The sequence below is a fragment of the Pseudoalteromonas sp. T1lg122 genome (assembly GCF_002964825.1).
GTDB lineage: Bacteria > Pseudomonadota > Gammaproteobacteria > Enterobacterales > Alteromonadaceae > Pseudoalteromonas > Pseudoalteromonas gelatinilytica.
On sequence record NZ_PQCG01000007.1, the window covers coordinates 686,688 to 712,467 of the forward strand.

At 41.1% G+C, this 25,780-nt stretch carries 17 protein-coding genes, 4 tRNA genes and 1 pseudogene; 4 read left to right on the plus strand and 18 right to left on the minus strand.

The genetic code is table 11. The features are described from left to right. Nucleotides 1-4 precede the first annotated feature (4 nt). Nucleotides 5-634: a trimeric intracellular cation channel family protein gene (locus C2M33_RS08570; protein ID WP_063704772.1), complete on the plus strand. Its 630-nt coding sequence runs from the start codon at nucleotides 5-7 to the stop codon at nucleotides 632-634. Here the strand turns inward: C2M33_RS08570 and C2M33_RS08575 are convergent. The 8 genes and pseudogenes from C2M33_RS08575 to C2M33_RS08610 all read right to left on the minus strand — a co-directional run bounded on the left by C2M33_RS08575 (nucleotide 631) and on the right by C2M33_RS08610 (nucleotide 16,069). Next, a complete protein-coding gene (locus tag C2M33_RS08575) occupies nucleotides 631-1,086 on the minus strand; it encodes a GNAT family N-acetyltransferase (protein ID WP_105174262.1) in 456 nt (151 codons plus the stop codon). The genes C2M33_RS08570 and C2M33_RS08575 overlap by 4 nt on opposite strands. Then, a pseudogene (recD, locus tag C2M33_RS08580) lies at nucleotides 1,073-3,108 on the minus strand (exodeoxyribonuclease V subunit alpha). Before recD ends, C2M33_RS08575 begins: the two are co-directional and overlap by 14 nt. Before the next feature lie 44 nt (nucleotides 3,109-3,152). Next, a complete protein-coding gene (recB, locus tag C2M33_RS08585; protein ID WP_105174263.1) occupies nucleotides 3,153-6,728 on the minus strand; it encodes an exodeoxyribonuclease V subunit beta in 3,576 nt (1,191 codons plus the stop codon). Beyond that, complete coding sequence (gene recC, locus C2M33_RS08590) at nucleotides 6,715-10,059, minus strand: exodeoxyribonuclease V subunit gamma (RefSeq protein WP_105174264.1); 3,345 nt, start codon at nucleotides 10,057-10,059, stop codon at nucleotides 6,715-6,717. Before recC ends, recB begins: the two co-directional genes overlap by 14 nt. 153 nt (nucleotides 10,060-10,212) lie before the next feature. Next, on the minus strand, nucleotides 10,213-11,274 hold the full coding sequence (locus tag C2M33_RS08595) for an alkaline phosphatase D family protein (RefSeq protein ID WP_105174265.1): 1,062 nt from the start codon (nucleotides 11,272-11,274) through the stop codon (nucleotides 10,213-10,215). Further along, nucleotides 11,271-12,398 (minus strand): alkaline phosphatase family protein, encoded by a 1,128-nt coding sequence (locus tag C2M33_RS08600; protein ID WP_105174266.1) that lies wholly within the window; start codon nucleotides 12,396-12,398, stop codon nucleotides 11,271-11,273. The genes C2M33_RS08595 and C2M33_RS08600 overlap by 4 nt, the downstream gene beginning before the upstream one ends. A 57-nt stretch (nucleotides 12,399-12,455) precedes the next feature. Then, complete coding sequence (locus tag C2M33_RS08605) at nucleotides 12,456-14,813, minus strand: TonB-dependent receptor domain-containing protein (protein WP_063704758.1); 2,358 nt, start codon at nucleotides 14,811-14,813, stop codon at nucleotides 12,456-12,458. 212 nt (nucleotides 14,814-15,025) lie between these two features. Continuing rightward, complete coding sequence (locus C2M33_RS08610; RefSeq protein WP_105174267.1) at nucleotides 15,026-16,069, minus strand: alkene reductase; 1,044 nt, start codon at nucleotides 16,067-16,069, stop codon at nucleotides 15,026-15,028. 331 nt (nucleotides 16,070-16,400) lie between these two features. Here C2M33_RS08610 and C2M33_RS08615 point away from each other — a divergent pair, with 331 nt between their 5' ends. Both C2M33_RS08615 and C2M33_RS08620 read left to right on the plus strand, forming a co-directional pair. Beyond that, the gene (locus C2M33_RS08615; protein ID WP_105174268.1) at nucleotides 16,401-16,982 is read left to right on the plus strand and encodes a TetR/AcrR family transcriptional regulator; all 582 of its coding nucleotides are present in this window, start codon (nucleotides 16,401-16,403) and stop codon (nucleotides 16,980-16,982) included. Nucleotides 16,983-17,067: 85 nt separating this feature from the next. Then, entirely contained in the window at nucleotides 17,068-17,466 is a 399-nt protein-coding gene (locus tag C2M33_RS08620; RefSeq protein ID WP_063704751.1) for a DUF2750 domain-containing protein, read from the plus strand. Between the two features lie 28 nt (nucleotides 17,467-17,494). On the opposite strand, the gene C2M33_RS08625 is transcribed toward C2M33_RS08620, so the two are convergent. After that, complete coding sequence (locus C2M33_RS08625; protein WP_105174269.1) at nucleotides 17,495-18,379, minus strand: AraC family transcriptional regulator; 885 nt, start codon at nucleotides 18,377-18,379, stop codon at nucleotides 17,495-17,497. A 229-nt stretch (nucleotides 18,380-18,608) separates the two neighbouring features. Between C2M33_RS08625 and C2M33_RS08630 the strand changes: the two genes are divergently transcribed. After that, nucleotides 18,609-19,133: a carboxymuconolactone decarboxylase family protein gene (locus C2M33_RS08630; RefSeq protein ID WP_063704746.1), complete on the plus strand. Its 525-nt coding sequence runs from the start codon at nucleotides 18,609-18,611 to the stop codon at nucleotides 19,131-19,133. Nucleotides 19,134-19,296: 163 nt separating this feature from the next. Here the strand turns inward: C2M33_RS08630 and C2M33_RS08635 are convergent, their stop codons facing one another. The 9 genes from C2M33_RS08635 to C2M33_RS08675 form a co-directional block, all read right to left on the minus strand. Further along, entirely contained in the window at nucleotides 19,297-19,869 is a 573-nt protein-coding gene (locus C2M33_RS08635; RefSeq protein ID WP_105174270.1) for a uracil phosphoribosyltransferase, read from the minus strand. A 1-nt stretch (nucleotide 19,870) separates the two neighbouring features. After that, nucleotides 19,871-21,136: a hypothetical protein gene (locus C2M33_RS08640; RefSeq protein WP_105174271.1), complete on the minus strand. Its 1,266-nt coding sequence runs from the start codon at nucleotides 21,134-21,136 to the stop codon at nucleotides 19,871-19,873. Beyond that, complete coding sequence (locus tag C2M33_RS08645; RefSeq protein WP_105174272.1) at nucleotides 21,099-22,046, minus strand: radical SAM protein; 948 nt, start codon at nucleotides 22,044-22,046, stop codon at nucleotides 21,099-21,101. The genes C2M33_RS08640 and C2M33_RS08645 overlap by 38 nt, the downstream gene beginning before the upstream one ends. After that, nucleotides 22,043-23,269 (minus strand): ankyrin repeat domain-containing protein, encoded by a 1,227-nt coding sequence (locus C2M33_RS08650; RefSeq protein WP_105174273.1) that lies wholly within the window; start codon nucleotides 23,267-23,269, stop codon nucleotides 22,043-22,045. Before C2M33_RS08650 ends, C2M33_RS08645 begins: the two co-directional genes overlap by 4 nt. Nucleotides 23,270-24,027: 758 nt before the next feature. Further along, nucleotides 24,028-24,115, minus strand: a tRNA-Ser gene (locus tag C2M33_RS08655). 146 nt (nucleotides 24,116-24,261) lie between these two features. Continuing rightward, nucleotides 24,262-25,302, minus strand: a complete 1,041-nt coding sequence (nadA, locus tag C2M33_RS08660; RefSeq protein WP_054561293.1) for a quinolinate synthase NadA — start codon at nucleotides 25,300-25,302, stop codon at nucleotides 24,262-24,264. 129 nt (nucleotides 25,303-25,431) lie between these two features. Next, a tRNA-Lys gene (locus tag C2M33_RS08665) sits at nucleotides 25,432-25,507 on the minus strand. A gap of 53 nt (nucleotides 25,508-25,560) precedes the next feature. Beyond that, a tRNA-Lys gene (locus C2M33_RS08670) sits at nucleotides 25,561-25,636 on the minus strand. A gap of 56 nt (nucleotides 25,637-25,692) precedes the next feature. Continuing rightward, nucleotides 25,693-25,768, minus strand: a tRNA-Lys gene (locus tag C2M33_RS08675). Nucleotides 25,769-25,780: the final 12 nt, after the last annotated feature.

Sequence of the window (25,780 nt, forward strand, 5' to 3'; positions counted from 1 at the left end):
CCCCATGACATCAGAATACTTTCATTTTTTAAGCATTATCGGTGTAGCGTTTTTTGCTATTTCTGGCACTTTACTGGGTCATGAAAAAAGTGTTGGTGGTTTTGGTGTGGTGGTCGTTGCCACAGTCACCGCCTTGGGTGGTGGCACACTTCGAGACATATTACTTAACAAACCGGTATTTTGGATAGCTCAGCCCGATTATTTGTACGCAACTTACATAGCCATATTCGCGTCTATTCTATCAATTCGTCACTTACCCGATTTAAGTAACACCACCATGCTATTAATGGATGCCGTAGGGATGGCTATTTTCAACATTATTGGTATCGAAAAGGCACTGATTGGCGGCGCAGATATGATTGTTGCCATCACCATGGGTATGACCACGGGTATTTTTGGCGGCCTGATGCGTGATGTGATCTGCCGTGAAGTGCCTCTGGTCATGGGCGAAGAACTCTATTCAACCGCTTGCTTATCTGGCGGGTTAACTTACGCGGCTTTATTCACCCTTGAGGTGAGTTATATTTGGTGCATTATTGGTGCATTTACTGTGACGGTATGTTTACGATTAGGCGCCATACACTTTGGCTGGCAACCTAATCTGTTTCGTAAAAGCAGCTTTAAACGCTCTTAGCAAGTCATATAAATACAGCCATCGAGTGGCATGTCAGCGGGGTACTGGGTTTGTATAAACCCCAGTTTTTCATAGGCTGTTTTAGCAAGGGTATTGTGGCTATACACAAACAACGACAAGCTATCACACTGCAACTGCTGTTTGCCCTGCTCTCCTAGTAAATTTATCAACACTTTCGCAAGACCTTTGCCTCGCTCACTTGGCGCGATAACTAGCCGTCCTAAATGGCAACGACCTTCACGTAGATAGTATTGACCAAACCCTAACATCTGGCCTTCGTCATTAACCAACGCGAAGGAATTCAGCGCATCTAGGTTTAAATCGTTTTTAAAGCTTTGCTTATCAAATGGGTAATTAAAAAATGGCCCAGACCAAATACGCAGTTCGGCCTCTGTGTTAAACCAACCCATTAACTCGTTGAGTTGATCACTCGTTACTTTAACTAGCTTCATGTTTTAACCTATCGTATAAACCTGATGCACGAGTAACGGATTTATTCATTGCCATAAGCAATACATTTTTATCTGCCACCAGCTCAAATGTGGTTTTCGCGCGGGTGATACCCGTGTAAACCAATTGCCTGTTAATGCCCTGATTAGCCTGTTTTATTGGCGGTAAATCATTGCGGTATAAGCAAATTCAGAGCCTTGCGACTTATGAATTGTCATGGCATACACTTTATCATGAGCAGGTAAACGGGCGGGCGAAAAGGCGCGAATATTTTCTTGTTCATCAACAAACATGGCTTTTAACTGACCTTGCTCATCATTCATTAAAATACCTATGTCGCCATTAAACAGCTTTAACTGATAGTCATTTTGGCTGATCATAATTGGCATACCCACGTAATGCCTTTGATATGGCGAAATTAAACCTTGTTGAGCCAGTGCTTTTTCAATACGCTGATTAAGGCTATTTACACCGTAATCACCCTCTCTGACGGCAGCCAGTAACTGATAATGCGCAAATGCTTTATGCACATTGGCAACACTTGCCCCTTGCTGGATAAGCTGCAAATAATCGTGATATTGCAACGCCGCTTGTTGCACAAAATACTCAATCGGTTTACTGATCACGCTGTAATTAAGTTTAAGGTCTTTAAAGCCACCTTGATTAATCGTTTGCTCAACGTAGCCCAGTAAGCCTGTGTTATTGGTATTTACAGCTTGTGCTAATTGACCAATGCCGCTGCTGCCATCAAAACGATAACTTTGCTGTAAAAACGCAATACAATCGTTAAGTACAAAATGACTGCTCGCCGCAGGTATCTCGCTCTGATTATTAAAACAAACGCGATTAAGCTGCGCTGCTCTTTCACTGCTGTAATCTGGCATTTTGCCAAGCTCTAAGCCTTGGCAGAGGTCGCTAAGAATACTGCCCGTATCAACCGAGGCTAATTGGTCTTTATCACCCAGTAAAATAAGTCTTGCATGGCTTGGAAGTGCCTCGATTAGTTTTGCCATAAGCGATAAATCTACCATCGATGCCTCATCAATGATCAGTACATCTAAATGCAGCGGATTACGCTTGTTATGGCGAAACTTATTGGTATGCGGAATAACGCCCAGTAAACGGTGAATCGTTTGCGCGCTCTCAGGAATAAGTGGCGCGATATTATCAGGGATCATACTAAGCTTTTGCTTTGCCCCTAAAATCGACTCGGTTAAACGCGCTGCCGCTTTACCTGTCGGTGCAACCAGCTTTATTGTTAGCGGTGCACTGGCATACAAAGATTGTAATATTGCTAGTAGCTTAGTTACTGTGGTGGTTTTACCGGTACCTGGGCCGCCAGTGATCACACTAAAGCCTTTTGTTGCGGCAATCGCACAGGCTACTTTTTGCCAGTTTAATGTTTTAATAGGATCGCTTGGGTTGGGTGTATGTTCACTGCTAGGAAAATACACCTCAAGTAGTGCTGTTAATGCGGCTTCATCAAGGGAGAGTTCTTTCGTTGCTAAATGATGTAAACGCGATGCCAGTGTGGTTTCGTACTCTGCCAATCGGGCAAAGTAAAGTTTATTCGCAAACAATAGCAGTGGTTTGTCGTCCCCGACACACTCAGCATTCATTAGTTTATTAACAGCCTCATTAAGGCCAAATTCCATATCAAACGGGGTTAAAACCTCAGGGGCTGCAATGCTGGCATCAGCTAGGCTTTGCTGTTTAATTTCAAACGGATTTTGCCAGTTTATATTCACGAGCTCTAAACAGCTGTGCTGACTTTGCTGCGCAGCCGCAAGTAATAAAATCAGGTAAAAAACCTCACTGTGCGCTGCTTTGTTATTCTCTATCAGTGTTTGTGAACCGGTTACAGTCTCTGTGCCAGTCAATAGCTCTGCGAGTTTCACATCAACTAAGCGAATACGTTTTGCCTCAAGTAAATAACTCAGTAACGGCTGTGTTTTAAGTTCTGTGGCAGGCAACACTAAATCGCTTTGGGCATGTTGTGCTGGTTGTTCTGGCTGCTTATTCATTGGCTCGTTTGGCTCATGGTCATCAAAGCCGAATGTCATTTGACTCATAGCATGGCTCCTTGTGCGAATAAGCTATCAAGCTCAGTTATTTGCTGTTTCGTAAGCTGATTAAAATACACCCCTTGCCCTTCGCTCATGCCACGTAAGAAGGTGTAGTAAACACCGCCTAAATGCGTATCGCTATCGTAATCTTGAATACGTTGTTTTAATAAGCGGTGCAATGCCACGGTATATATCAAATACTGCAAATGATACTGGTGACTGGTCATGGCTTGCTCTAGTTGCTCATGTTGGTAGTCAGCCGCACTATTGCCTAAAAAGTTCGATTTATAATCAAGAATATAATACTTACCCTGCCAACAAAATATTAAATCTATAAAGCCTTTTAGTAAGCCTTGCACCTCACTAAAATCAAGCTGCCCGGGTAAATTAAAGTGCTTTACCAACACTTGGTTAAGCTTATCACTTGAGAGTGATAACAGGGGTAAGTTAAATTCCATTTCGACCAAACAGGTCTCAGGTTCAAGTACTGATAAACTAAGCCCTTTATCGTTTAATGGGCAATTCAGTGCAGCAAGGATCCACTGCTCGGTCATTTCCTGCCAGCTATCGTCAATATGGTATTTTTCGAATAACGTTTTGATCACTTTATCTAGGGCGTGGTCGTCTTGCTCCATGGCTGGACGCTTTAACGCATAAGGGTCGGTAAAGTCTAATTGCTCAAATATTTCATGCAAACAACTACCCGGCTTTGCCCCTTTTGGGAAGCTGTAAGGTGTTAAAGCATTGGCATTTTGGGCTAAAAACTCATCTTTTTCGTGGTCTTCATCACTGCGGCCAAGCTCAATATGATCAGTATGCTTTTTCAACGTTAAGCTACTAAAGCTGGTTGAGCGCCAATCACGCTGAATGTCTGCTTTAACAGTATTAACTTGGTAGGCTTGCTCACTGTCTGCACCAGCAAATGTTAACTTTTCAAGCTCATCCGCTTCGCTAAACGCCTCATAGTGCATGTGCGAAGAGCCTTCACAAAATTGTTGTAGCAACGTGCGCCATTCATCGCCCGATTTAATCTCTAACCCTGCAAATAATACGTGGCCGATACTGGTACTTTGAATTCCAGGGCGAGCACTACGACCTTGGGCAATGTTATACATACCCACAGAGCAAAAATGCACGGCACGAGTCAATGCCACATAGAGCAAGCGTAAATCTTCAGCCAAGCGCTCTTGCTCTGCTTTTTGCATTGCGTCGTCACTTTTAGCAAGGTCATAAATCAGCTTACCGTCTTTATGATAAAGGGCTTCTTTGCTTTCCCGATAGCCACAGGCAAACGGCATGAATACAATCGGGTACTCTAAGCCTTTTGAGGCGTGCATAGTGACAATTTTCACCAAGTTAGCATCGCTTTCTAGGCGTACTTGCACCGCTTCACCATCTTGTTGACTAACTTTTTGCGCAAACCAACGCAACAATCGATGGGTTCCCTCAAGCTCAATTTGCTTTTGCTGTAAGATTTCCCCTAAATGGCGGAAATCGGTGAGCCAGCGCTCAACGTTGTAACCTAAGCCCTGCCAACGTGCTGCGAGCTGATTATGGCTTAATAAACGCTCGAGCATCGCCATAGCGCCCTGTTTATGCCAAATATGAGCAAGCTGAGCAAAAAAGTTTAAATGTTCTTGCCATGCACTTTCATTTTCGTGAAGCTCATAAATACGGTTGTAGCTTAAACAAAACAATGGCCCTGCTAGTACACCACGCAGTAATGATTCATCATACTGTCCATGCAAGGCCGTTAAAAAGTTCAGTAAATGATGACTAAGCTCTTGGTTAAAAACACTATCTCGCGATAAATACACACTGGCAATGGCGGCTTCTGCTAGTGCGTTTTTCATCAGCTGTGCTTCGTTTCGGTCACGCACTAGCACGCAGATATCGGCGGCAGTGAGAGGCTTTCCTGCAATAGTTGCAGCGCCTGCATCGGCTTGCTTGAGTAGCTCAGTAATTTTTTTCGTATACTGCAAAGCCAATGCCTGTTGAGCCCCCCCTTTGCTGGTTGGCTTGTTGTTCGCTTCGGCGTATTCATCAACAAAAACCGAAAATTCAAACGCACTTGGCATTTCACCGTTCATTAAAAACGCTTTGTCTTGCTGTTTTCCCTTCGCATTAACCTTTTGAAATGGGATTGCGTCGTTATAAATAAAGCTATTGTCATTTTTAGCAAATAAACGGTTTACGCTATCAACAACCCCTTCACTTGAGCGGTAGTTGGTATCTAGGGTGTATTGCTTATCATCTGAAACAGCTTGTTTTGCGCCAATATAAGTAAAAATATCTGCACCACGGAAACCATAAATAGCCTGTTTTGGATCACCTATCATGGCAAGCGTGGTGTTTTTAATGCCATAAATGCGGCTAAAAATACCATATTGAACTGGGTCGGTATCTTGGAATTCGTCAATCATGGCAACCGGAAACAATGCGGCAATTTTTTCACTTAATGCTTGGCCTTGCTCACTTAAAAGTGCCTGATGCAAGTTACTCAGTAAATCATCTGGAGTAATAACGCCTTGCTCTTGCTTGCGTTTAACTAATGCACTTGCCACCCATTTAGCAGCGTATTGCACTATCGCAATATTCAAACCGTTATTGATTAGGCTACTGAGAGTGGCCATTTCATCAAACTGAGCCTGCATTGCATGACTAAGTAAGCTGCCGTTTTTCTTATAATTCGCAGGGTTGCTTAAATTCTCTGTGCTCCACACTTCAAACGAGTATTTACTGGTACCAAATACAAAAAACAATTCGTCATTGTTTAGGTATTCTTCAAGCGCTGCAAGGCTGTTTTTATGTGCAGGTGTTTTAGACTTGCTCAGATCAGATGCTTTTAAAGCATTAATAAATTCACTCTCAACGCACGCCTTTTTAAATGCAGGTACTTTTGCCACAAAGTTGTCGCGCGCTTGCCATATATCGTCAAGGTCATACTCAGGGGTAATTGTTGCCCCTTGTTTGTTGAGTAAACTCACCACCTGTGAATACAGTGACGCCGGCACGGGGAAAATATCTGTAATTGCTTGCGTGCGCTCTTTTGATTGTGGGTAAACAAAGGCACGCCAAAAGTCATTAAGGGTTTCTTGAATAAGCTCACGCTCATCTAAAATAAACTCTAAGTTAAACGCCACGCCAGATTCAAAAGCATGTTGTTTCAGCATTCGCTGACAAAAGCCATGAATGGTGAATATAGCGGCTTCATCCATCGACTTTGCCGCAGCGTCTAGCAAATCAAATGCGGCGTGTTTGTCAGTTACCTCATTAATTACTTGCTCAATCAGCTCATCATCTGGCTTTTTACCAAGCAGTGCATCTCTGGCATCGATTATACGCGCCCGCACACGGTCTTTAATTTCTTGGGTTGCAGCCTCGGTGAAAGTCACCACCAGTATTTGCTCAACACTTAGAGGCGTATTTAATGCTTCATCTTCACCGGTCGCTTTTTGTAAGCCCAACAAATACCGTAAATACAAACCTGTGATGGTGTAGGTTTTGCCTGTACCGGCACTGGCTTCGATAAGGCTTTGCCCACACAGCGCCATACTCATTGGATTAAGCGTTTGCATGATCGGCCTCCTGTGCTAATTCAACAATTGGCGATAACAGCAGTTCGCTCCATTTTATAAACTCTTCTTCACAGTCTTTAAGGCTTTTTATGGTTAAGCGAATGTATGGGTTTTCACCTTCACCTATGCCTATGTATTGCGGCGCGAATTTATTGTTTGCTTTAACCATGTCTCTATCTGTTTTTATGTACTCGTAACCACTGACCGGAAAAAACGCCACTGGGCGAGTTAAAAGCGTTTCATAAAGCGAGAACCAATCGTTTAAATACTTACGGGCATCGTCTTCTGACAAGGGTGAAAAACTAATTTGCTTGTCTAAACCAAGAATGAGGGTTTCAACAGGTTGCCCCATTATTTGCGCCGCTAAATGATGCACAAAGCCACGAATTACATCTTTTGCTTTAATACTGGCGGTGCGATAAAACACCTGTTTTTGACCATAAATATGATTTAACCAACCTTCTAGTGTGGTATTGGCTATTTTAATATTTACTTCAACGGGTAATGCTTCATCACCTTGAATATGCGCTTTCACTTGCCCTGCAAGCGCATCAACTCGGTGCTGCATACTTTCAAACACAAGGTCGCCAACATGGGCTTGGGGTAATTCACCGCGCTGCATAATTTGCGCTTTATTAAGCGGTAGCTCTTGAATGCTCGCTTCGAGAATTTCATCGAGGTAAAAGTAGCGGCGTAATGCGTCTAAACTAAATGGCTCTTCATCTTTAGCAATATCGTTAAATTGCGGTAAGCGTAAACCCAAACTTTGCTGATAAAAGCTCTCGTGCGGCTGGCAAATACTGCGAATAAACTGAGTTAACTCAACACTGCTTTCTGGCTGAACACTGAGCGCTTGCTGTGGCTCAGGATTAACAGGTTGAGCTGGCATCCACACGGGGTTATAGCTGTGTAATTGTGTGGCTAACGGTTTGTTTGCTTTTTGCTCGTCATCAGTTTGGCTTTTATTACCTTCTTTGTTAGTGGTCAGATAATAAGCTGGGTTAAATGGCTGTAAGTGCTGATAATTAATTAGCGCCTCTGGTAGCTTTAAGTGAGTGTCTTTGTCAGCAAATTCAAAACTACGGGCTATATATTCCAACAGCTCGCTCACTAAAGTTGAGGGCATTCTTGGTTGGTTATCAAAACAAGAACGGCCAATATAACTGATGTATAAATTCTCACGGGTACTTAAAATCGCTTCTAAAAACAGGTAACGGTCATCAAGTTTGCGAGAGCGGTCGCCTTTTTGGCGTTTTGAGAAAGGCACTAAGTCAAAACCGATTGGCTGAACGGTACGCGGATAATCCGCATCATTTAAACCTAGCATGCACACCACTTTAAATGGCACTGCACGCATTGGCATCAGCGTACAAAAGTTAACTTGCCCCACTAAAAAGCGCTGTCCTACGCCTTTTTCTTGAATACCTTGTTTTACAAGGTAACTAACAATGCGCTGCGAAACAGCTTGTTGGTAATCGCCATTGTCATAATGCTTAATCAGTGTATCGAGCACTTTTTGCAGTACTAATAAATCCCAGCTTTGTTCGCCTTCATCGCTGTACACATCGTTTAATAATTCTTTTAGAATTTCTGCCTTTTCGTTAAGCGGTGCATCGGCTTGAAGCTTAGCTTTATAACGGGCCAGTACATCAATAAATTCAATGAGTTTATTTAAAGTATTTAATGCCATGCCCTCAACTTCATCGGCACTGTAAATCCCCGAAAACGGCAATTGTTCATCACGTTGTGCAACACCTAATAACAAGCGGTTTAGGCCATGTTGCCAAGTGTTTAAATCTATTGCGGGTAAGCCAAAACTGTCTTTGTGGGCGGCATCTAAGCCCCATTTAACGCCAACGCGTTCAAGCCAAAAACCAATTTGCTCATATTCATGGGCTTCGAGGTTAAATTTTTCGGCAATTTGTGTGACTTGCAGTAAATCAAGAATGTCAGACACACCAAAGCGTGAGTAAGGTAAATCAGCTAAACTGGCAAACGAGCTAAGCACAGGTTTTTCTTGCTCTATCGCTAAATCGGCTAACGCATAAGGGATAAAGCGTCGCCCTTCGGCACCACCAAACACCGCCTCAATATACGGGCTGTATGTGCCAACATCCGGCATCATTACAATAATATCTTTCGGTGTTAGCGCTTTATTTTCATTGAATAAATTGAGTAAGTAATCATGTAGTCTTTCTACTTCACGAAGTGGCGTGTGACAATCGCTCAGCACAATGCTGGTATCATTTGCCTGAATTGGCAGTTTGCCTTCGTCATTAATGAACCATTCTTTATCAGGCGTTAATGACTCACCCTTGAAGGCTAATTGGTAAATTTCAGACTGAATTTGCGATAGCAAGCTTTGATCAAAATCGTTATCGAATCCGTCTAGCCACTGCGCATCTAGTTGTAGTAGCTGCTCAAAATAGTCTCGGCCTAATTTACCCCATGACGAGAGTAGCGGATTACCAATAAAAAAGTACTCGTGATCAGGGTTTTTAGCGCTGTCTTCAAGTGCTTGTAACTGCGGGCGTTTGGCATATTTAGCAGCAATTTTGGCTGCTGTTTTTTCATCGAGTGTGTCGCCCCAGTAATGCTCACTGGGGTTGAAGAAAAACAAAAATACCTGCGTTTTTTTCGCAATAGCCTGAAACACTTCAAGCTGGCTGCTCGCAATTGCAGAAATACCAAATAAACTAATACGCTCAGGTAATAAGCTTGCGTCCATTTTTTCAAGGGCTGCAAGGAGTTTGTCTTGCATGTTGGCGCGGTGATATTGGCTTTGCCCAAGCTCTTTACTGTGCGCCACCAGCTTGCGCCAAAGATCTGGCTGCCATGGCGCAATACCCACATCAACATCATCAAGCTCATCGATGCCCTGCTCCCAAGTGGCAATCCAATTAGGGCGATACATTAAATATTGGTCATAAACGTCGGCAATTTTCTCGCACAAGGCAAAGGTTTTTTGCCCCTCACTGTCACCATCTAAATAGGTTTTCAGTGGTAAATACAGCGGCTCATCAATGCAGTTTGGTAAAATCGCAAACAGCTTCCAAGCAAGGTTAGCTTTGTTATACGGTGATTCACTGGGTACATCAGGCAGCAATTGCTGATAAAGCTGCCATATAAAACTCGAAGGCAACGGAAAATCAACCTGAGCGGCAATCCCTAAGTGTTCACTTAAACCTATTTTTAGCCACTGCGACATGCCCGGTGACTGCACAAGCACAATTTCTTTTTTAAAGGGACTCGTTAATGGATTAACTTTAAGAAGAGCGTGAAACCGCGCTTGCAGTGCTTCCATGCGATTTGATTGAATTATATTCAGCACTTTACACTGTCCTTGCTTGAAACTAACTAATTGACACAGTGTAAGATATTTTAATTAGATGGGATAGAGAGAAATACCCGCAAACAAGGCTTAATCCATGTTTGCAGGCATGAGCTACGGGCATGTGTTAAGAATATGCGCAGCAGGCAATATTTACTGGTATGGGCTTATCGTCGATAACGCGAACTCGGTTTGCATTATCTCATCACCCTTAATACCTTTAAGCGCAATACGAATGGTAGGGTCTGCTTTTTGCCAATCGATTGTTAAGTCGCCGTAGTTAACTTCATGAGTGTAATCACCCACACGGTGTTTATTAGGGCTAACATCTTTCCACTTTTCTGTAAGCCCAGAACTAGTCATCTCATACAACGGGTAATCTAGGTTTTGTTGATACTTAGACAGCTCACCCCAGTGAGTATCACCACTGACAATCATCACACCGTTTACTTTATGTTTTTTAATAAGCGCAAATAAACGCTCACGATCAGCAGGATAATTTGCCCATGACTCCCAGCCTGTAAAATCAGCTAATAGCTGCAAGCTTGAGGCAATGATTTTTATCTTCTCATCTGACTTAAGCTCTTGCTCGAGCCATTGCCATTGGCTTTCACCAAGCATAGAGGCGTTTTTATCAGTTGCTGGGCTATAAGGCCCTTGTTTTGCGGGCTTACGTTCAAGTTGGTAGGTCATCGCCGATACATGATTCAGCGGTGCGCGATTAAAACGAAGATCAGGCATGATCACCTTTACTGTTTGCTCATTTTCACCGTACGTGTACGAAGTGTAAATACCATCTTCACGGGTCCTGCGAGCAGAATCCGCAGGCTCTTGCCAAAAGTCGAGCATGATTTTTCGTGATTGCTGTTTTTTGGGATATTCGCTGCCAGCGTCATTTTCGCCATAATCATGGTCATCCCACATGGCAATGATTGGCGTATTCGCACGTAATGTTTTAAAGCCCGGCTTTTGCCCTAAACGTTGATATTTATCAGCAAGTACCGACATATCTTCGGTATCACCATAAATGTTATCGCCAAGGAACATAAATAAATCGGCTTGCTCTTTGTTGATAGCATCAAAAATTGGAATAGCCTTGTCTTGATGACCACATGAGCCAAACAAAATTTTACTTGGCGCGGCAATCGCACTCACACTACTAACCAGCATTAACCCAGATAAGGCGCTTTTAAACAAACTAAAAGTTAAACTCATTTTAAAATCTCCTTAATTGGCGCGGCCATTTTCGGGTTAACTTGCTGACTGTTGACGCCTAAAATATTCAGCACAGTTGCCGCTACTTGCGCTTGTTTGAGCTCATTGCTTGGCTTAATTAAGCCTGTTGCTTTTATATCTGGGCCAATCGCTGCTAACCAAATATGCTCAGAGCCAACAATGCCGTTTGGAAAACGCTGCTTTCCTTGCTCCGAACGTGCCAAAGCACGCTTCGAACTATGATGCTGCCAATCATCAGCATGACTGCCACGGCCATGATCGGTCGTGATGATCAATGTGGTATTGTCTTTATAGCCCGGTGTTTGTTGAATTGTTTGCCAAAGGTCACGAATAAACGCATCGCTTTGTTTAGCCGATTTTAAATAGGCATCGTATTTACCGTTATGGGCAAAGTCATCGGTTTCACCCAAGCTAATAACCAGCAAACGCGGCTGTTTATTTAATAAATATTGTTTGGCAAATCGGTAGGTAAAGCTGTCGAGGCGAACATTGTGCCAAGGACTTGGGATCTCGCTTTGCATTTGGTTTAGCAGAGTCACTTCCTTTGACTTCACCGCATCAAAAGTTTCAAAGCCAGCATTAACATAAACCCCACTGCGCTCACGATTTACAATATAGGGAAACACATCCCAGCTACCAAAAAGCGCGGTTTTACCTTTAAATTCTGGCTGAGTATTTAAACTCTCTAAAATGGTTTTATTGGGGTTCGGCACTTTATCGTTACTATCGATATTTTCATCTACCATACCGGTTAAAATTTCACTGTAACCAGGGTATGAGAAATACCACGGGTTGCTTACCGACATGAATGAGCCTTGAGTTCTATCGCCAATCAAAACGCCTTGCTTTGCCAATGTTTCGCTAAAAAATGGCATTAACGCTTGAGTTCGTTTTGTTTGGTCATCTCGCCAAAAAAGCGCCGTTAGCTCATCTGTATCTGCAACAAAATCAGTGTTATCGATTAGGTTTTTATCTGCACCAGAGAACACTTCTTGCCAGCGAAGCCCATCAAGGGTCACGAGCACTACATTGTCGGCAGCTTTACTGTTTAAGCTTAATAGTGCTGCCGCTACCACCGCCGTGGCTAAAATTAATTTTTTCATATTTCACCTGCAAAAAAGCCCATCAACGATGGGCTATTTAAAACGTTAGCTTATTACTTAAAACTGCGCTGTCAGTGTTAAAGCTGCGGTACGTGGTGCACCAATAAAGTAGGTAGAGCCATTACCTGTACCACCTGCGAGATATGATTTATCAAACAGGTTATTCACCACAAATGCAAGGTCGAGTGATTTAAACACGCCTGAATCAAGACTCGTGTTATAACCTATGTTTAAATCAACCAAGGTATAACCATCAACTTTGTTACGTGAACGAGTTTGTTCATCAGTCCATGCACCTAAACGCTCACCTGTGTATTTAGCCGATAATCCAAAGCGGAAATCACCGCTGTAGTAGTCTGCCGATACCACAAATAAATCTTGTGCTGAGTCAATCACTTCATCACCCGCTTTAAAGCTGGCTGATGCATCTTCAAGTAACTCACCCTCGCTGTTGTAAGCACTTGGATCGTTCGATTGATACTCAGAGTTATTGTACGTATACGATGTGTAAAGGTTCCATTTGTCAGTCAGCATATAGCTTGCAGAAAGCTCAACACCCGTTGACTCAATACCACCTACGTTGATGTAAGAACCGTTCGTGCCAATCGTGTAGTCAATACCATCGGTATCACTGCCCGGAGCAATAAAGGTAATACGGTTATCAAATTCGATGCTGTAAGCGGTTGCCGTTAAACGTAAACGGTCATCACTGTAACGCACACCTAGGTCGATGTTTTCAGCTGTTTCAGGTTCAATTTCGGTCAGTGTTGATGAATCACGTTCAAGTACACCATCTTTAATTGCTGCAAAGTTTTCGCTGTAGCTGGTAAATAACTCTGTGCTTGCAGATAGCTGATACAGCACACCACCGCTGAATAGCACGTCTGAATCACTGTCGATTTTATCTGAGTATTCATCTTCAAAATGGTTATAACGCTGCAGCTCAACAAGATACTGTTTAGCACCTAAATTAAGCGTGAAATCACCTAAACTGATTGAATCTTGTACGTACCATTTGAATGTATCTGTTTCGAAAGTGTTCTTGTACTGTGTCCAATACGGCGTATGGTCAAAGTGATGATAGACACGGGCGTCAATAACTTTATGCCAGTCACGTGACTCATCGCGGTCTGTTTGTTCAAACCAAAAGCCGGCTTCAATATCATGATTAGCAAGGGTTACTTGGTATTCACCGGTCATACCTAAGCGGTCTTTTTTATAGTGAGTATGACGATACGACATAACTGGAATCGCATCATCTGGGTAACAGGCTGGGTTTAAGCCAGGGCCTGAAGACCATGGCCATTCTAAACTTGCCGTACAACCTGCAGCTGGTGCAAGTGGGTTGCCTTCGCTATCTGTAAAGCCATAGCTGCCAGCATTTTCGCCGCCAATCGTTGTTGGATTGCCATCGCCATCAACCGGCGACGTTAAATAAGGCGGGATCCAATCGCCACGACCTGAATTTTTATGATAGTAAGGAGACAAGCTTAAGTTTGAAGTGGCACTTAACGCGTAATCAAACTTTACATACGCAAGGGTATTTTCACGCAGTGTACCCCAGCCCTCAGCAAACATTTGATCAAAATGCGGCACGCCAGTCCAATTCCAAGTCAAACGATCCCAATCAGGGTTTTGTTCAAACTCACTAATGCTGATGCTGTTATAGTTAATTTCATGAACATCATCATACGAAACACGACCCGTTACGGTTAAGTCGCTAAAGTCTGATACAAACTTCGCTTCGATGTGCTGGTTGTCTTTACCACCATTGCTACCATCTCCAACCCAACGGCTGGTGTCTGTTTGCGAATAGCTGATATAAGCTTGCGTGTTATCAAACACAGTGCCAGTTTCGTGCTTAACAAAGTAACGGCTAGCGTTATGATCGCCCGTTGTGTAAGCAAACGTAGTGCTTTGCTCTGTGCTCGGTTGTGCACTCACAAAATTAAAAGTACCACCTAATGCTTCGAGTGATGCAGAGGCAATATCAGACGTACCTTGCCCTACTTCAACTGTTGCTAAGTTTTCGCTGTCTAAGTAACGGTTTGCTTTTGCACCGCCACCATAGTTAGAACCGCCATTAGGAATACCATCAATCGTCATACCTAATTGCTGTTGATTACCATCGATACTAAAGCCACGCATAGTAATGGTGGTTGACCAGTCGTCACCACCGAATGCATCACCTTCGTTGATGCTAATACCCGGTAGGTTATCAATCACGGCTAACACACTTGATACTGAACTTTGTTGCTCAAGCATGGCAGGTTCAATAACGTTATTTGCATAACTGGTTGGCTTTGCAACAACGGTAATTTCTTCAATTTCGTTAGTCGTGTTTGCATGTGCCGATGTTGCTAAAAGCGTTGCGATCACAAGGCTTAGCTTGGTTTTTTTTGCTACTGTGCTCATTGTTTTTCCAAGGTTACGTATTTAAAAGCGGGCACAGTATGCAGAGCGTGTATTACATTTAGGGTCAAAATTTTTGACACAACAGTTAAACAATTAATGCATTTTCATGGCAGATTTAAGACTTAACTGTTTAATATATAAGAAAGTATTAGAAAAAACGCCCAGTTAAATTAACTGAGCGCTTGTTGGTTGGACAATATTATTAAGTTTGCTTAAATCAATTCAGCCAGCATTTCGTCGCTGTATGGTGTTAATGCTTCACCATTTTTAACTTTACTGATGTAATCTGGGTTCGCAATGAATGGGCGACCAATCGCAATTAAATCAAATTGGTTGTTATCGATAGCTTGATTAGCCGTCTCAAAACTATAGCTACCTACCCCTACTAAGGTACCTTTGTACGCACCGCGCATATATTCAGACGCCGACTTATCACCTAAGCTTGCAAAGCGCATGCTGTCATCAAAAATACCCACATGTAAGTACGCAAGATTACGTGTTTCAAGGGCTGGTAATAGATAATCGAATACCGCTTTATCGCCGTCGCTTTCGGTCATATTAAAATACGCACCTGGCGATAAACGTAAAGCAGTTTTATCTGCACCAATTGCTGCCACGACAGCATCAACGACTTCAAGAGCAAATCGTGACATGTTTTCTGGTGTTTGACCGTATTGGTCTTCACGTTGGTTGGCAGCAAAGTGTAAGAATTGATCAATCAAGTAACCATTTGCACCATGAATTTCTACACCATCAAAACCCGCTTCAATTGCATTTTCAGCCGCTTTTGCGTAGTCGGCAATTAAAACTTGGATGTCTTCGATGGTTGCCGCTTTTGGAGTAACGTAAGTTAACTCACGCATTCTCGGTACCGAACCTTCTACACCAATTGCTGATGGTGCCAGAACATCACCACCAAAAAAGTGAGGGTGTGCAACACGACCTACGTGCCAAAGCTGAGCAAACATTTTGCCGCCTTTGGCGTGCACAGCATCGGTGACTTTTTTCCAGCCTTGAATTTGTTCACTGGTAAATAGACCCGGTGTATTTGGGTAACCTTGCGCATCTGGGCGAATAATCGTTGCTTCGCTAATAATTAAGCCCGCATCGGCACGGCGTGCATAATAATCAACCATTGCTTGGGTTGGTACGAGATTATCGTCGCTCATACAGCGTGTCAGTGGTGCCATTAGTACACGGTTTTGCAGCTCAATGCTGTCATTTAGTTTAAATGGAGAAAGTAAATCGGTTGTCATGGTTTTATCCTTATCTTGAACATACATTCAAGATAAGGGCGAAACAAACATACTTCAAGGTTTATTTTGAATAATCGTTCAAGATTACGTAAACTTCGTTTATACCAATTCGCTTAATTAAGTGGTCTATTTTGAGGCAAGAAAACCTCGTTGATAACAAGGCAAAAATTTCGTTATTTAGTTGTGCTCGGCAATTGCTCCTGCATTGCTCTACCTTCTGCATCCATGCAGTCGTAAATCAGAAATTTTTAACGCGGGTAGCGACAGGTTTAATCCCTCAAAATGACTAAGTATTATTGCGGATTGGTATTATATACCGTGAGGAGCCTTAATGAGAACTGCTGAATTTGATACTGAATTTGTACTACGCCAAGCAATGCATGCTTTTATGCAATATGGCTATGCGAAGACCAGTATGCAAAAATTAAAAGAAGTGACTCACCTTCATCCGGGCTCTATTTACGCGGCTTATGGCAACAAAAAAGGCTTATTCTTAGCCGCTACCGAGCAATATCAAAAAGACAGAAACCAACAATTTACTGCCCTTTTTAATGACCAACAATCAATTTTATCGACCCTCAAACATTACTTAACAGTGATTGTTGATGAATGTATTGAAGGTGAAGTTGCCAAGGTGTGCTTACTTACAAAGAGTATTTCTGAGGTTGAAGGCAATGACCCACAAATTTGTACAGTGCTACGTGGTAACCTTAATGCCTACGAAAATGCCCTCGCTGAGCAGCTTCAAAAAGCCCTAGATAACCACGAATTTAAAAGTAGCAAGTCAGCTCAACAGTTGGCGCGCTTTTTAGTGATGGGCATATACGGTATTCGTACCTATGCACTCACAAATCAAGATCCAAAATCTCTGCAACAACTTGCTGACGATCTATTCGCTGCATTAGTAAATTAATTTAGCTATTAACTTTACTTGTCATATTTATTTATCACCTTATGATTAAGGTGTAGCTGTGTATAACTAAAAGAGTGAGCCTATCATGAATAATGCAACTGCTAAACGTGTTGAAACTGAATTTGATACTGTTCTTGCCTTAGGGGCAAAGAAACGACTCGCTTATATGTTTGAAACGGTTCAAGAGTTTAAACAAGTGTGGATCCTCAATGACGAACATGGCTGTGTCATGCTCTCTAACGAAGACGACGACTGTGTACCTGTGTGGCCTAGCCGCGAATTTGCACAAAGCTGGGCAACCGGCGAATGGCAAGACTGCACACCAAAAGCCATTCCTGTAAAAGATTGGTTAAGCCGCTGGACACCTGGCCTTGAGCAAGATGATTTACTCATTGCGGTGTTCCCAACAGATCAAGACGACGGCACCATTTTATTCCCCGACGAGTTTGACTCACAGCTGAGAATGCCAAAGAAACGATTTTAAATATAAGGGAGCCATGTGCTCCCATTTTTTATGCGATTTGTTGTAACCGCAGTGCTGAAATATCTTTTATCGGTGACTTACCAAAAAAGCGATTGTATTCACGACTAAACTGCGATGGGCTTTCATAACCCACTTTTAAGGCTGCAGAGCCTACATCAATTCGCTCATTCAGCATTAATTGTCTTGCCGCCTGCAAGCGCAGATTTTTTACATATTGCAACGGGCTCATTTTTACTACATCACGAAAATGCAGCCTGAATGTCGAGGGGCTCATGTGTGCATCACGGGCCAAATCATCAATTGAAAATTGACTAGTGTAGTTTTCTTTTAACCAACATAAGGTCTTGGCGATTTTTTGATGGGCTGAGCCAGACATTACAATCTGCCTTAAATAAGGGCTATGCGGACTATTTAACAAGCGCAATATGATTTCTTTTTTAATAAGTGGCGCAAGATTAGCTTTTAAGTGTGGCTCATTGTCGAGTTGAATAAGCCTCAGTAAAGCATCAAGTAAGCCGTTATCAGTATCAACCACCGACATAGCTTGGTGCTTAGGAAACTTGTCTTGCCCTGCAAACTCCATTTCAGCAACAATGTGGCTGATTTCATGAGCATCTAAACGCAAGTAAAGTCCATAAAATGGCTGCTCTTTACTGGCACGAGTAATATGCGACGCAACAGGCACATCGACTGAGGTAACCAGAGATTGGCCGTCAGTGTAATCATAACTATGCTCACCCAGCACAACTCGCTTTGCACCTTGCAAGCTAATGCCCAGTCCTAATTCATACACGCAGGCCATCGGCAATGAGACTTCGCTTCGTCTGAATACCAATAACTCTGGAATCGCTGTTTCAAAACTACCATCTGCAATCGCTATTGCTTTCACTGCTTCTATTAATGCCTGACGCATTTAGATTACCTCACATAAATACTCAATTAAGTGTATCACCGTAATTTAAGGTTAGGACCATTAAAGGTAACAGTTCGTTGTTTTAGGCAAAAATTAAATCATTTATGGCAAGCAGAAACGGCCATTATCGACCATAATGTATTTTCATTTTTTCGATTGCATGCTCTATGCAATCAGCCACTGCTACAAAACCTCAATACATTCAATACCTAAAATCAAAAGAGAAATTATGAGCCATAACAACACGGATTTATTTGTGTTTGTCGCGATCGCTGCTTTGGTCACCGTTCATGACAAGCCTTTGTTAAAACGAGCATGTCAGCACGCATTGAATGATGGCGTTTCAATGCAAGAGTTGTGTGATATTTTACCGCATATCAGTGTGTATTCTGGGGTGCCAAAAGCATTGCTGGCGCTAGAGATTTTAAACTCACTTGATGATATTCAAGGTTCAAATACATTGCTTATCAAGCGCACAGAGCAGCAGCTAAAAACTGCACTCACATTTGGTCAGCTGCCGTTTGGCATAGAGCAGCAGAACAACACTGTATTTGAGCTTGCCTCTTTAGGCGCTTTATTTGCACTAGACGATGCCAGCAGCTTAGTTAGCGAGCAACTTAAACGCTGTGTATTACTTGGTTATAGCCGTGACCAACTTGAATTATTAGTGATAGAACTTGCAAGGAAAGTCAGTAGTCACATAGCCATGCGTGCTAAATGTAATCTTGAAAAGCACTTTGCTATGGTGGGTTAAATTTTTTGGTAACTTGCAAAAAATGAACACAGCTAATGCTGTGTCATTTTTTGACTCTTTCGAAAAATCGTCACGTACGGTTAACTACAAAGTCTCAAAAAACCGAAAGCTAATAGACACTTCCACTATCGACAAGAATATCAAATATGGCATGTAATAGTCGTTATAACGTTCCGAATAACCTATCTCCAGTATCAGGCCCGATATTCCCCTGTATTTTAGATACCTTTGCGCCAGTGTATTTATTATCTGACAACCTTACAGTAAATATTTTCAAGCCAGGTAATAACTCGACTGAACTAGAGGGCATCACCGTTGTAAAGAGCATACTTTTTTTCCTTTCAACTTCAGGCAATTGGTTAATAACACTGAGAATGCTTTTTCCTGAGTTTATAACCGCATCGACGATCAGAACTTGTTTTCCTTTGATTGACGTTAAAATATCATCAGTAACAAGATCATTATTTAGGAAATGAATATCCACCACTTTGCCCATTTTCTCTAACATATCGCTGATACCTAGAGCAAACTTTAAGCCTGCTCTCATCATGACAAGAACAGAAAAATGTTTCTGATTCAGATAATCAGTTTTTACTAAATTTTCAGCTGAAGCTTGTCCAAGATTATAATGAGCCTCTCTTAATTTATAACCTGTAGTTTTTGAGCTACTTTTACAATGCTCAATTAACGCTTTAATTTCTGGAGAAAGTTTAGTTTCTAATACAGTTACACTCATTCTAACTAACTCCAGAAATCTGTTTTACGGGGTAAAGCCAGTCTTTCGCAAACAACTGGGCAATACTTGATTGATTATTTTGTTTCAAATATTCCATTACAGCCTTATTTATTTTTCTGTGAGCTACTATAAGTCCAATATCAGAGCTTTCGAGCATTGGGACATCAATGATAGAGTCTCCAATCGAAGTGACTTTGATATTATGATTTCTTATTTCTTCAACAAAAAATTTCTTAAAAAGAGGTGTGACAAAATAAGGCGATTGAATATTAGATGTATTTCCATAGAGAGTATTTATCGAACCAAGCTCTTCGATTTTAGGTTGCCAAATTTCAGTTAATCCTGAAGTTAAAGCAATAACAAATGAATATTTCTGGTTTTCAACAACCCGCTCTATGTCAGCGCTAATTTTGATTTTTTCCTTTGCAAATAAAGACGCCTCTGTTCTCTTCTGCTTATTAAATTGAGTATACAATTTGTTAGCTTTAAAGAATTGATAACTTGAATAACGATCACCCACAAATATTTTTTTCAATATTTTTGCATCTATCTCTAGATAACTACAATAGTCATAAGTCGTATCATTAGTAGCAAAAGTATTATCGCAATCAATGGCTAAAACCTCAGATATATCTGTGATTTCAACTTCTGATAATAGCTTTCTTACTAGGTCTTTGGCTATGCTTTGATAGTCATAATTCTGTCTAAAGCATTTAACCCAAGATAACACGAACTCAACACAACTTTGAGTATCTTCATCCAATATAACCAACTCTTTTTTTAAGCTTGAACACATAGTTTGCATAGCGCTTATTTCAAAAGCCTTCCATGCTTCTATGTCCTTAGTTTGGATGTCTGTATTTTTTTTATCACCGACACTTTGTCTTGAGTTTTTAATAATTAACTCTGAATCCGTATCCAAATAAAAGAAGTGGTCATAACAATTTTTATCTGACTCAGTAAAAACAATATCAAAACCACCTTGCTTAACATCGCTAGGAAAAGCAAAGTGACCATCAACGAAAACTACTTCGTATTTAGCATCGAAATCGCTGATCAAATTAATAAACTCTTCACGCAAGTGATGCTTTTTATCATCGGACAGCTCTTTAAATTTACTTCCATATATCTCATCAGCAAGTTCATTTAATTTTGTCGAACCCGGAATATGAATTGCACTTACATCATTCTCATTAAGATGAGAAATGATATGACTGATTTGGTAATCTTTACCTGATCTCGACGTGCCATATATTGCTATTTTCATCAGCTTTTAATCCTACATACTTATCAAAGTAACACTCGCCATCTTTCAGAGGTTTCATTTTTTTCATCAATGCCTCTAACTCAGATAACTCCATATCAAATGGCCCATAATTGTAATCTTCATTACCATAAAATCTGCCACATGGATAAATCCCTCTTTTAGTGATAAAAATATTCGTTCGACCTACTCCACAAAGACTCCCATACATAGTGCAGTCATATTTTTTCTTCTTATTTTCATCCAGTTGCCTAACTTCAAACTGGCTTCCTTTAAAAAACTCTAGTAAGTCTTTATATTCTGGTTCAGTAACCACTAAACTTTGATCGTGAGAATCAAAAAGGCGAGAGAAAGTCACATCTTTAAAATTTTCATCAGTTAAAAACTCAAAAAGTTTCACCTGATTTTTGAGCGTCTCTTGATGGACGGTGCAATTTATGGGCGGTTTCTCTTTAAATTTTTCTTCATATTTTTTTACTCCTTTATAGACCTCATCGAACTTTTCTCGACCAACATTATGCAGCTCTTCATAACCGTCTACCGAAAAGCAAAGCTTGATCAAGCTCTGATTTCTATAGAAAAAATCAAGAATGTCTTTATTCAAAATTGTGCCATTCGTTATCGTATAAAACTGTAAGTTCTCAATTCCCTGCCGTAGTACATATTGAATAAGGTCTTTTATCTTACGGTACTGTAAAAGTGGTTCTCCTGACCCAACGATGCCTATTTTAAAAGTATCAATGCCACTTATTTTTGCATAACGATGAATAGCATCAATAATACTTTTCAACTCATCAGTATTAAACTCTTGAGGTAAACCACTTAACTTTCCATTATCTTCGTTGTGGAAGTGGCAATATGAACACTTTAAATTGCACCTTTCACCTAATGAAATGCATGCTCTATCAATCATTTCCTATCCTTAAAAAGTAATGTAACTGTTTGATGATTTATCTTCTTTGGATTAAGGTAATCTGCGGCTTGTTTATTTTTCCTACAACGAATAGCTAAATCAGTTAATGGAACTAGCTTACTGATAATTTTCTCGTAATTTTTAATACATGCTTTAAATAAGGCGGTATAGCCATTGCTATCTTGTTGATTAACGCAAGCACCATTATCTAAGAAAAAATCAACGCCTAAATTAAACCCGCTCCATGCTGAGATCATCAAAGGTGTATTTCCCGCATTTTTTGCGCCACTCCCCAGGTCAATATCAGCACCATGTTCAGCTAAGACTTTAATCATGGATAGATTTTTTAACTGGGTAGCATGATGAACAGGAGAAAAATTGTATTTATGCTTATCTTGCTTATCAACATCGATATTAGGTAATGACAAAATGTATTTCAGAATCTCCTGATTGCGACTTCTTACAGCTGTAATCAATGGAGTAAAACCATCATCTGGATTATGAAAATTAACATCGACACCTTCTAAGTCGTAAGTTTTTATGTCTTCTAACTTGCAGCTTTTAATGAGAGAAACAAACTCTATCGTTTTTACTGGATCAAATTCGGTATCAATATTTGCAAACTGCTGGGCATAAGTCTGAGGGGTTATTGACGATAAGTTTTTCACTCCCTTACACAAAAATTGAAAATATATATCATCCGATAGTAAATATACTTCATTGTTGGGCTTAGCTCTTGCTCGCCTTATCGCCACATCTGCAATTTTTTCGTCATTATTACCATCGTTCTTGTGGTTTTTAGAAATTGTTAGGCGATCTTTAATGTTATTAACCGAACTCATAACCAACCAAGCTTTCTGCTTTACTGCTGGTTTACCACGATCTTTCAAGTTATTTAGTTCTGAGATAACGATATCAGGCACGATTACTTCATCAAACGTTGTCAACAAATCCGATAAAAAATTTGGCCGTTTAATAAGGGCAGAAGTATCAACCACAACCAATCTTTGTGAATCTGTAGCGATTCCTAGTATTTCATCCGTGGACCTTTCGAACGTCTGTGCCAATTTTATTAATTGACTTGACGATGGTTCATTTTTACCATTTTCCCAATTTGATATTACGGGGCGTGCGACATTTATTTTATTGGCCAAATCCTTCTGGGACATTTTTCTTCCCTCTCTAAGTGATTTTATGTTTTTCCCTATTTGATCTGTAATCATTAGTTACAACTCCATTTAATTTTCAGTAGGTTGGCAGAAAGCCTGTATCGAATCATAGCCAACCAATAATAATCACTCAATGAAATAAACCGAGATGTATAAATCTATTACACAATGTATAAAATCATGACAATAATAAGCCACTGGTAATTCGTAATGGACAAATTAACTAGAGACTTTTTGGGGCTAGTAGCTTGAAAAAGCTTTTGCTTGAATAGAAAAGCAAACCAATATGTTAAAGTAAGAATTCCATCCCTAGTATTTCCCACTCACAGAAACTTCATCAGTTAATCACCATCTACTGGAAAGTGAAACTAAACATTCGATTAAATATTTGTGTGACTCTTTAAATCTTGGATTCCCAAAACATCCAGTTATGTTCTGGATGGTGCATCTTAGTGGGTAAGATTGAAACGCGAAAAGCTCTACAAATTATTGTGAAAGCTTTCGTGTACTGTTATCGCTTAAACTAAATTTTTAATAAAAAGTAAAAGGAAGTCTGCAATGAAAATTGGTTACGCCCGAGTTCACAGCAACGACTACGATCAGCAAATCGTGGTGCAGTTTTTCAGTACAAGTTATAAGGTGCTGCTAAAAAAGCAGTTATAAATCTGGGTTAGCTAAAACTAATAATGTTATTTCCTTGCAGAATTCCTTGGCCTTTTCTACTGAGTACATACACCTCATCCAATGATATGGTAAGCAATTGCTTTTATAATTAACAAATGATTTTAAAGCGTAAATGCTTTGAGCTAGGATGGCGGTGACGGAGAGATTCGAACTCTCGATACGTTGCCGTATACACACTTTCCAGGCGTGCTCCTTCAGCCACTCGGACACGTCACCTAAGGCGCTTAGAGTTTAGCGCGGCGTTATAGTATGAAAACAACCCTACAGACGCAAGGGCTTTTTAAAATAGTGCAGTTAAGTGATTAGTAATCAAACAAAAAAGGCAAGGTAAACACCTTGCCTTTTGTATAGACGATTCGTTCTTAGCGTTGAAGCGTTGCTGAAAAATCTAACATACGGTTAAGCGACTTTAATGCGCCTTCGCGTAAGTCCATATCAACAAACACTTCTTTACCTTCTGGGTCTGTCAGTGCTTCTTCAATCGCTTTTAAGCCATTCATTGCCATCCACGGGCAATGTGCGCAGCTTTTACATGTTGCGCCTTCACCCGCTGTTGGGGCTTCAAAGAATTCTTTCTCTGGGCATAACTGCTGCATTTTGTAGAAAATGCCTCGGTCAGTCGCTACGATGAACTTTTTGTTGTCCATAGTTTGCGCTGCTTTGATTAGTTGGCTTGTTGAGCCAACCGCATCAGCTAAGGCTACAATCTCCGCAGGAGACTCTGGGTGAACCAATACAGCCGCATCTGGGTGTAAGGCTTTCATATCCTTAAGTGCTTTGGTTTTAAACTCGTCATGAACGATACAGGCGCCATTCCACATGATCATGTCTGCACCTGTGTTCTTTTGAATGTAAGAACCTAAGTGTTTATCTGGACCCCAAATGATTTTTTCGCCTTGCTCATCAAGGTGCTCAACGATTTCTAGGGCACATGAAGAAGTCACAATCCAATCTGCACGCGCTTTAACAGCTGTTGATGTATTTGCATACACTACTACCTTGCGATCAGGGTGCTGATCACAAAACGCTGAGAATTCTTCAATTGGGCAACCTACGTCTAATGAACAAGTTGCAGCAAGTGTTGGCATAACAACTGTTTTATTTGGCGTTAGGATTTTTGCTGTTTCGCCCATAAAGCGAACACCGGCTACCACAATTACATCTGCGTCGTGCTTAGCGCCAAAACGCGCCATTTCTAGCGAGTCAGCAACACAACCGCCTGTTTCTTCAGCTAGTGCTTGAATTTCAGGATCAGTGTAATAATGGGCAACAAGAACCGCGTTCTTGTCTTTTAATAATTGTTTGATACGTGCCTTATACTCAGCTTGCTCGTCTTTTGATAACGGAGCTGGCTTTGGAGGGAAGATATAATCTTCAGGCATAATTTGTTCAGCTAGACTCATTTCTCGACCACTTAGTCCACAGTGCATTCATGGCGCGAATTATACGAGAATATGACGCTAAAGAACAGTATTGCTGTGCGCTGTTAAGATAAATAAAAGATAACTTAGAAAGAAATGATAAATAAGAAATGGTGGGTCATGATGGACTTGAACCATCGACCAATGGATTAAAAGTCCACTGCTCTACCAACTGAGCTAATGACCCGCTCTGGATATTTAGATGCGTAAATCCGCCGATGTGAGATACCATTTTAGAAATGGTGGGTCATGATGGACTTGAACCATCGACCAATGGATTAAAAGTCCACTGCTCTACCAACTGAGCTAATGACCCGCTCTGCTGCTTATTAAAAGCTACGTAAATCCGTCGATTTGAATAATACCATAAAATGGTGGGTCATGATGGACTTGAACCATCGACCAATGGATTAAAAGTCCACTGCTCTACCAACTGAGCTAATGACCCGCTCTGGTATTA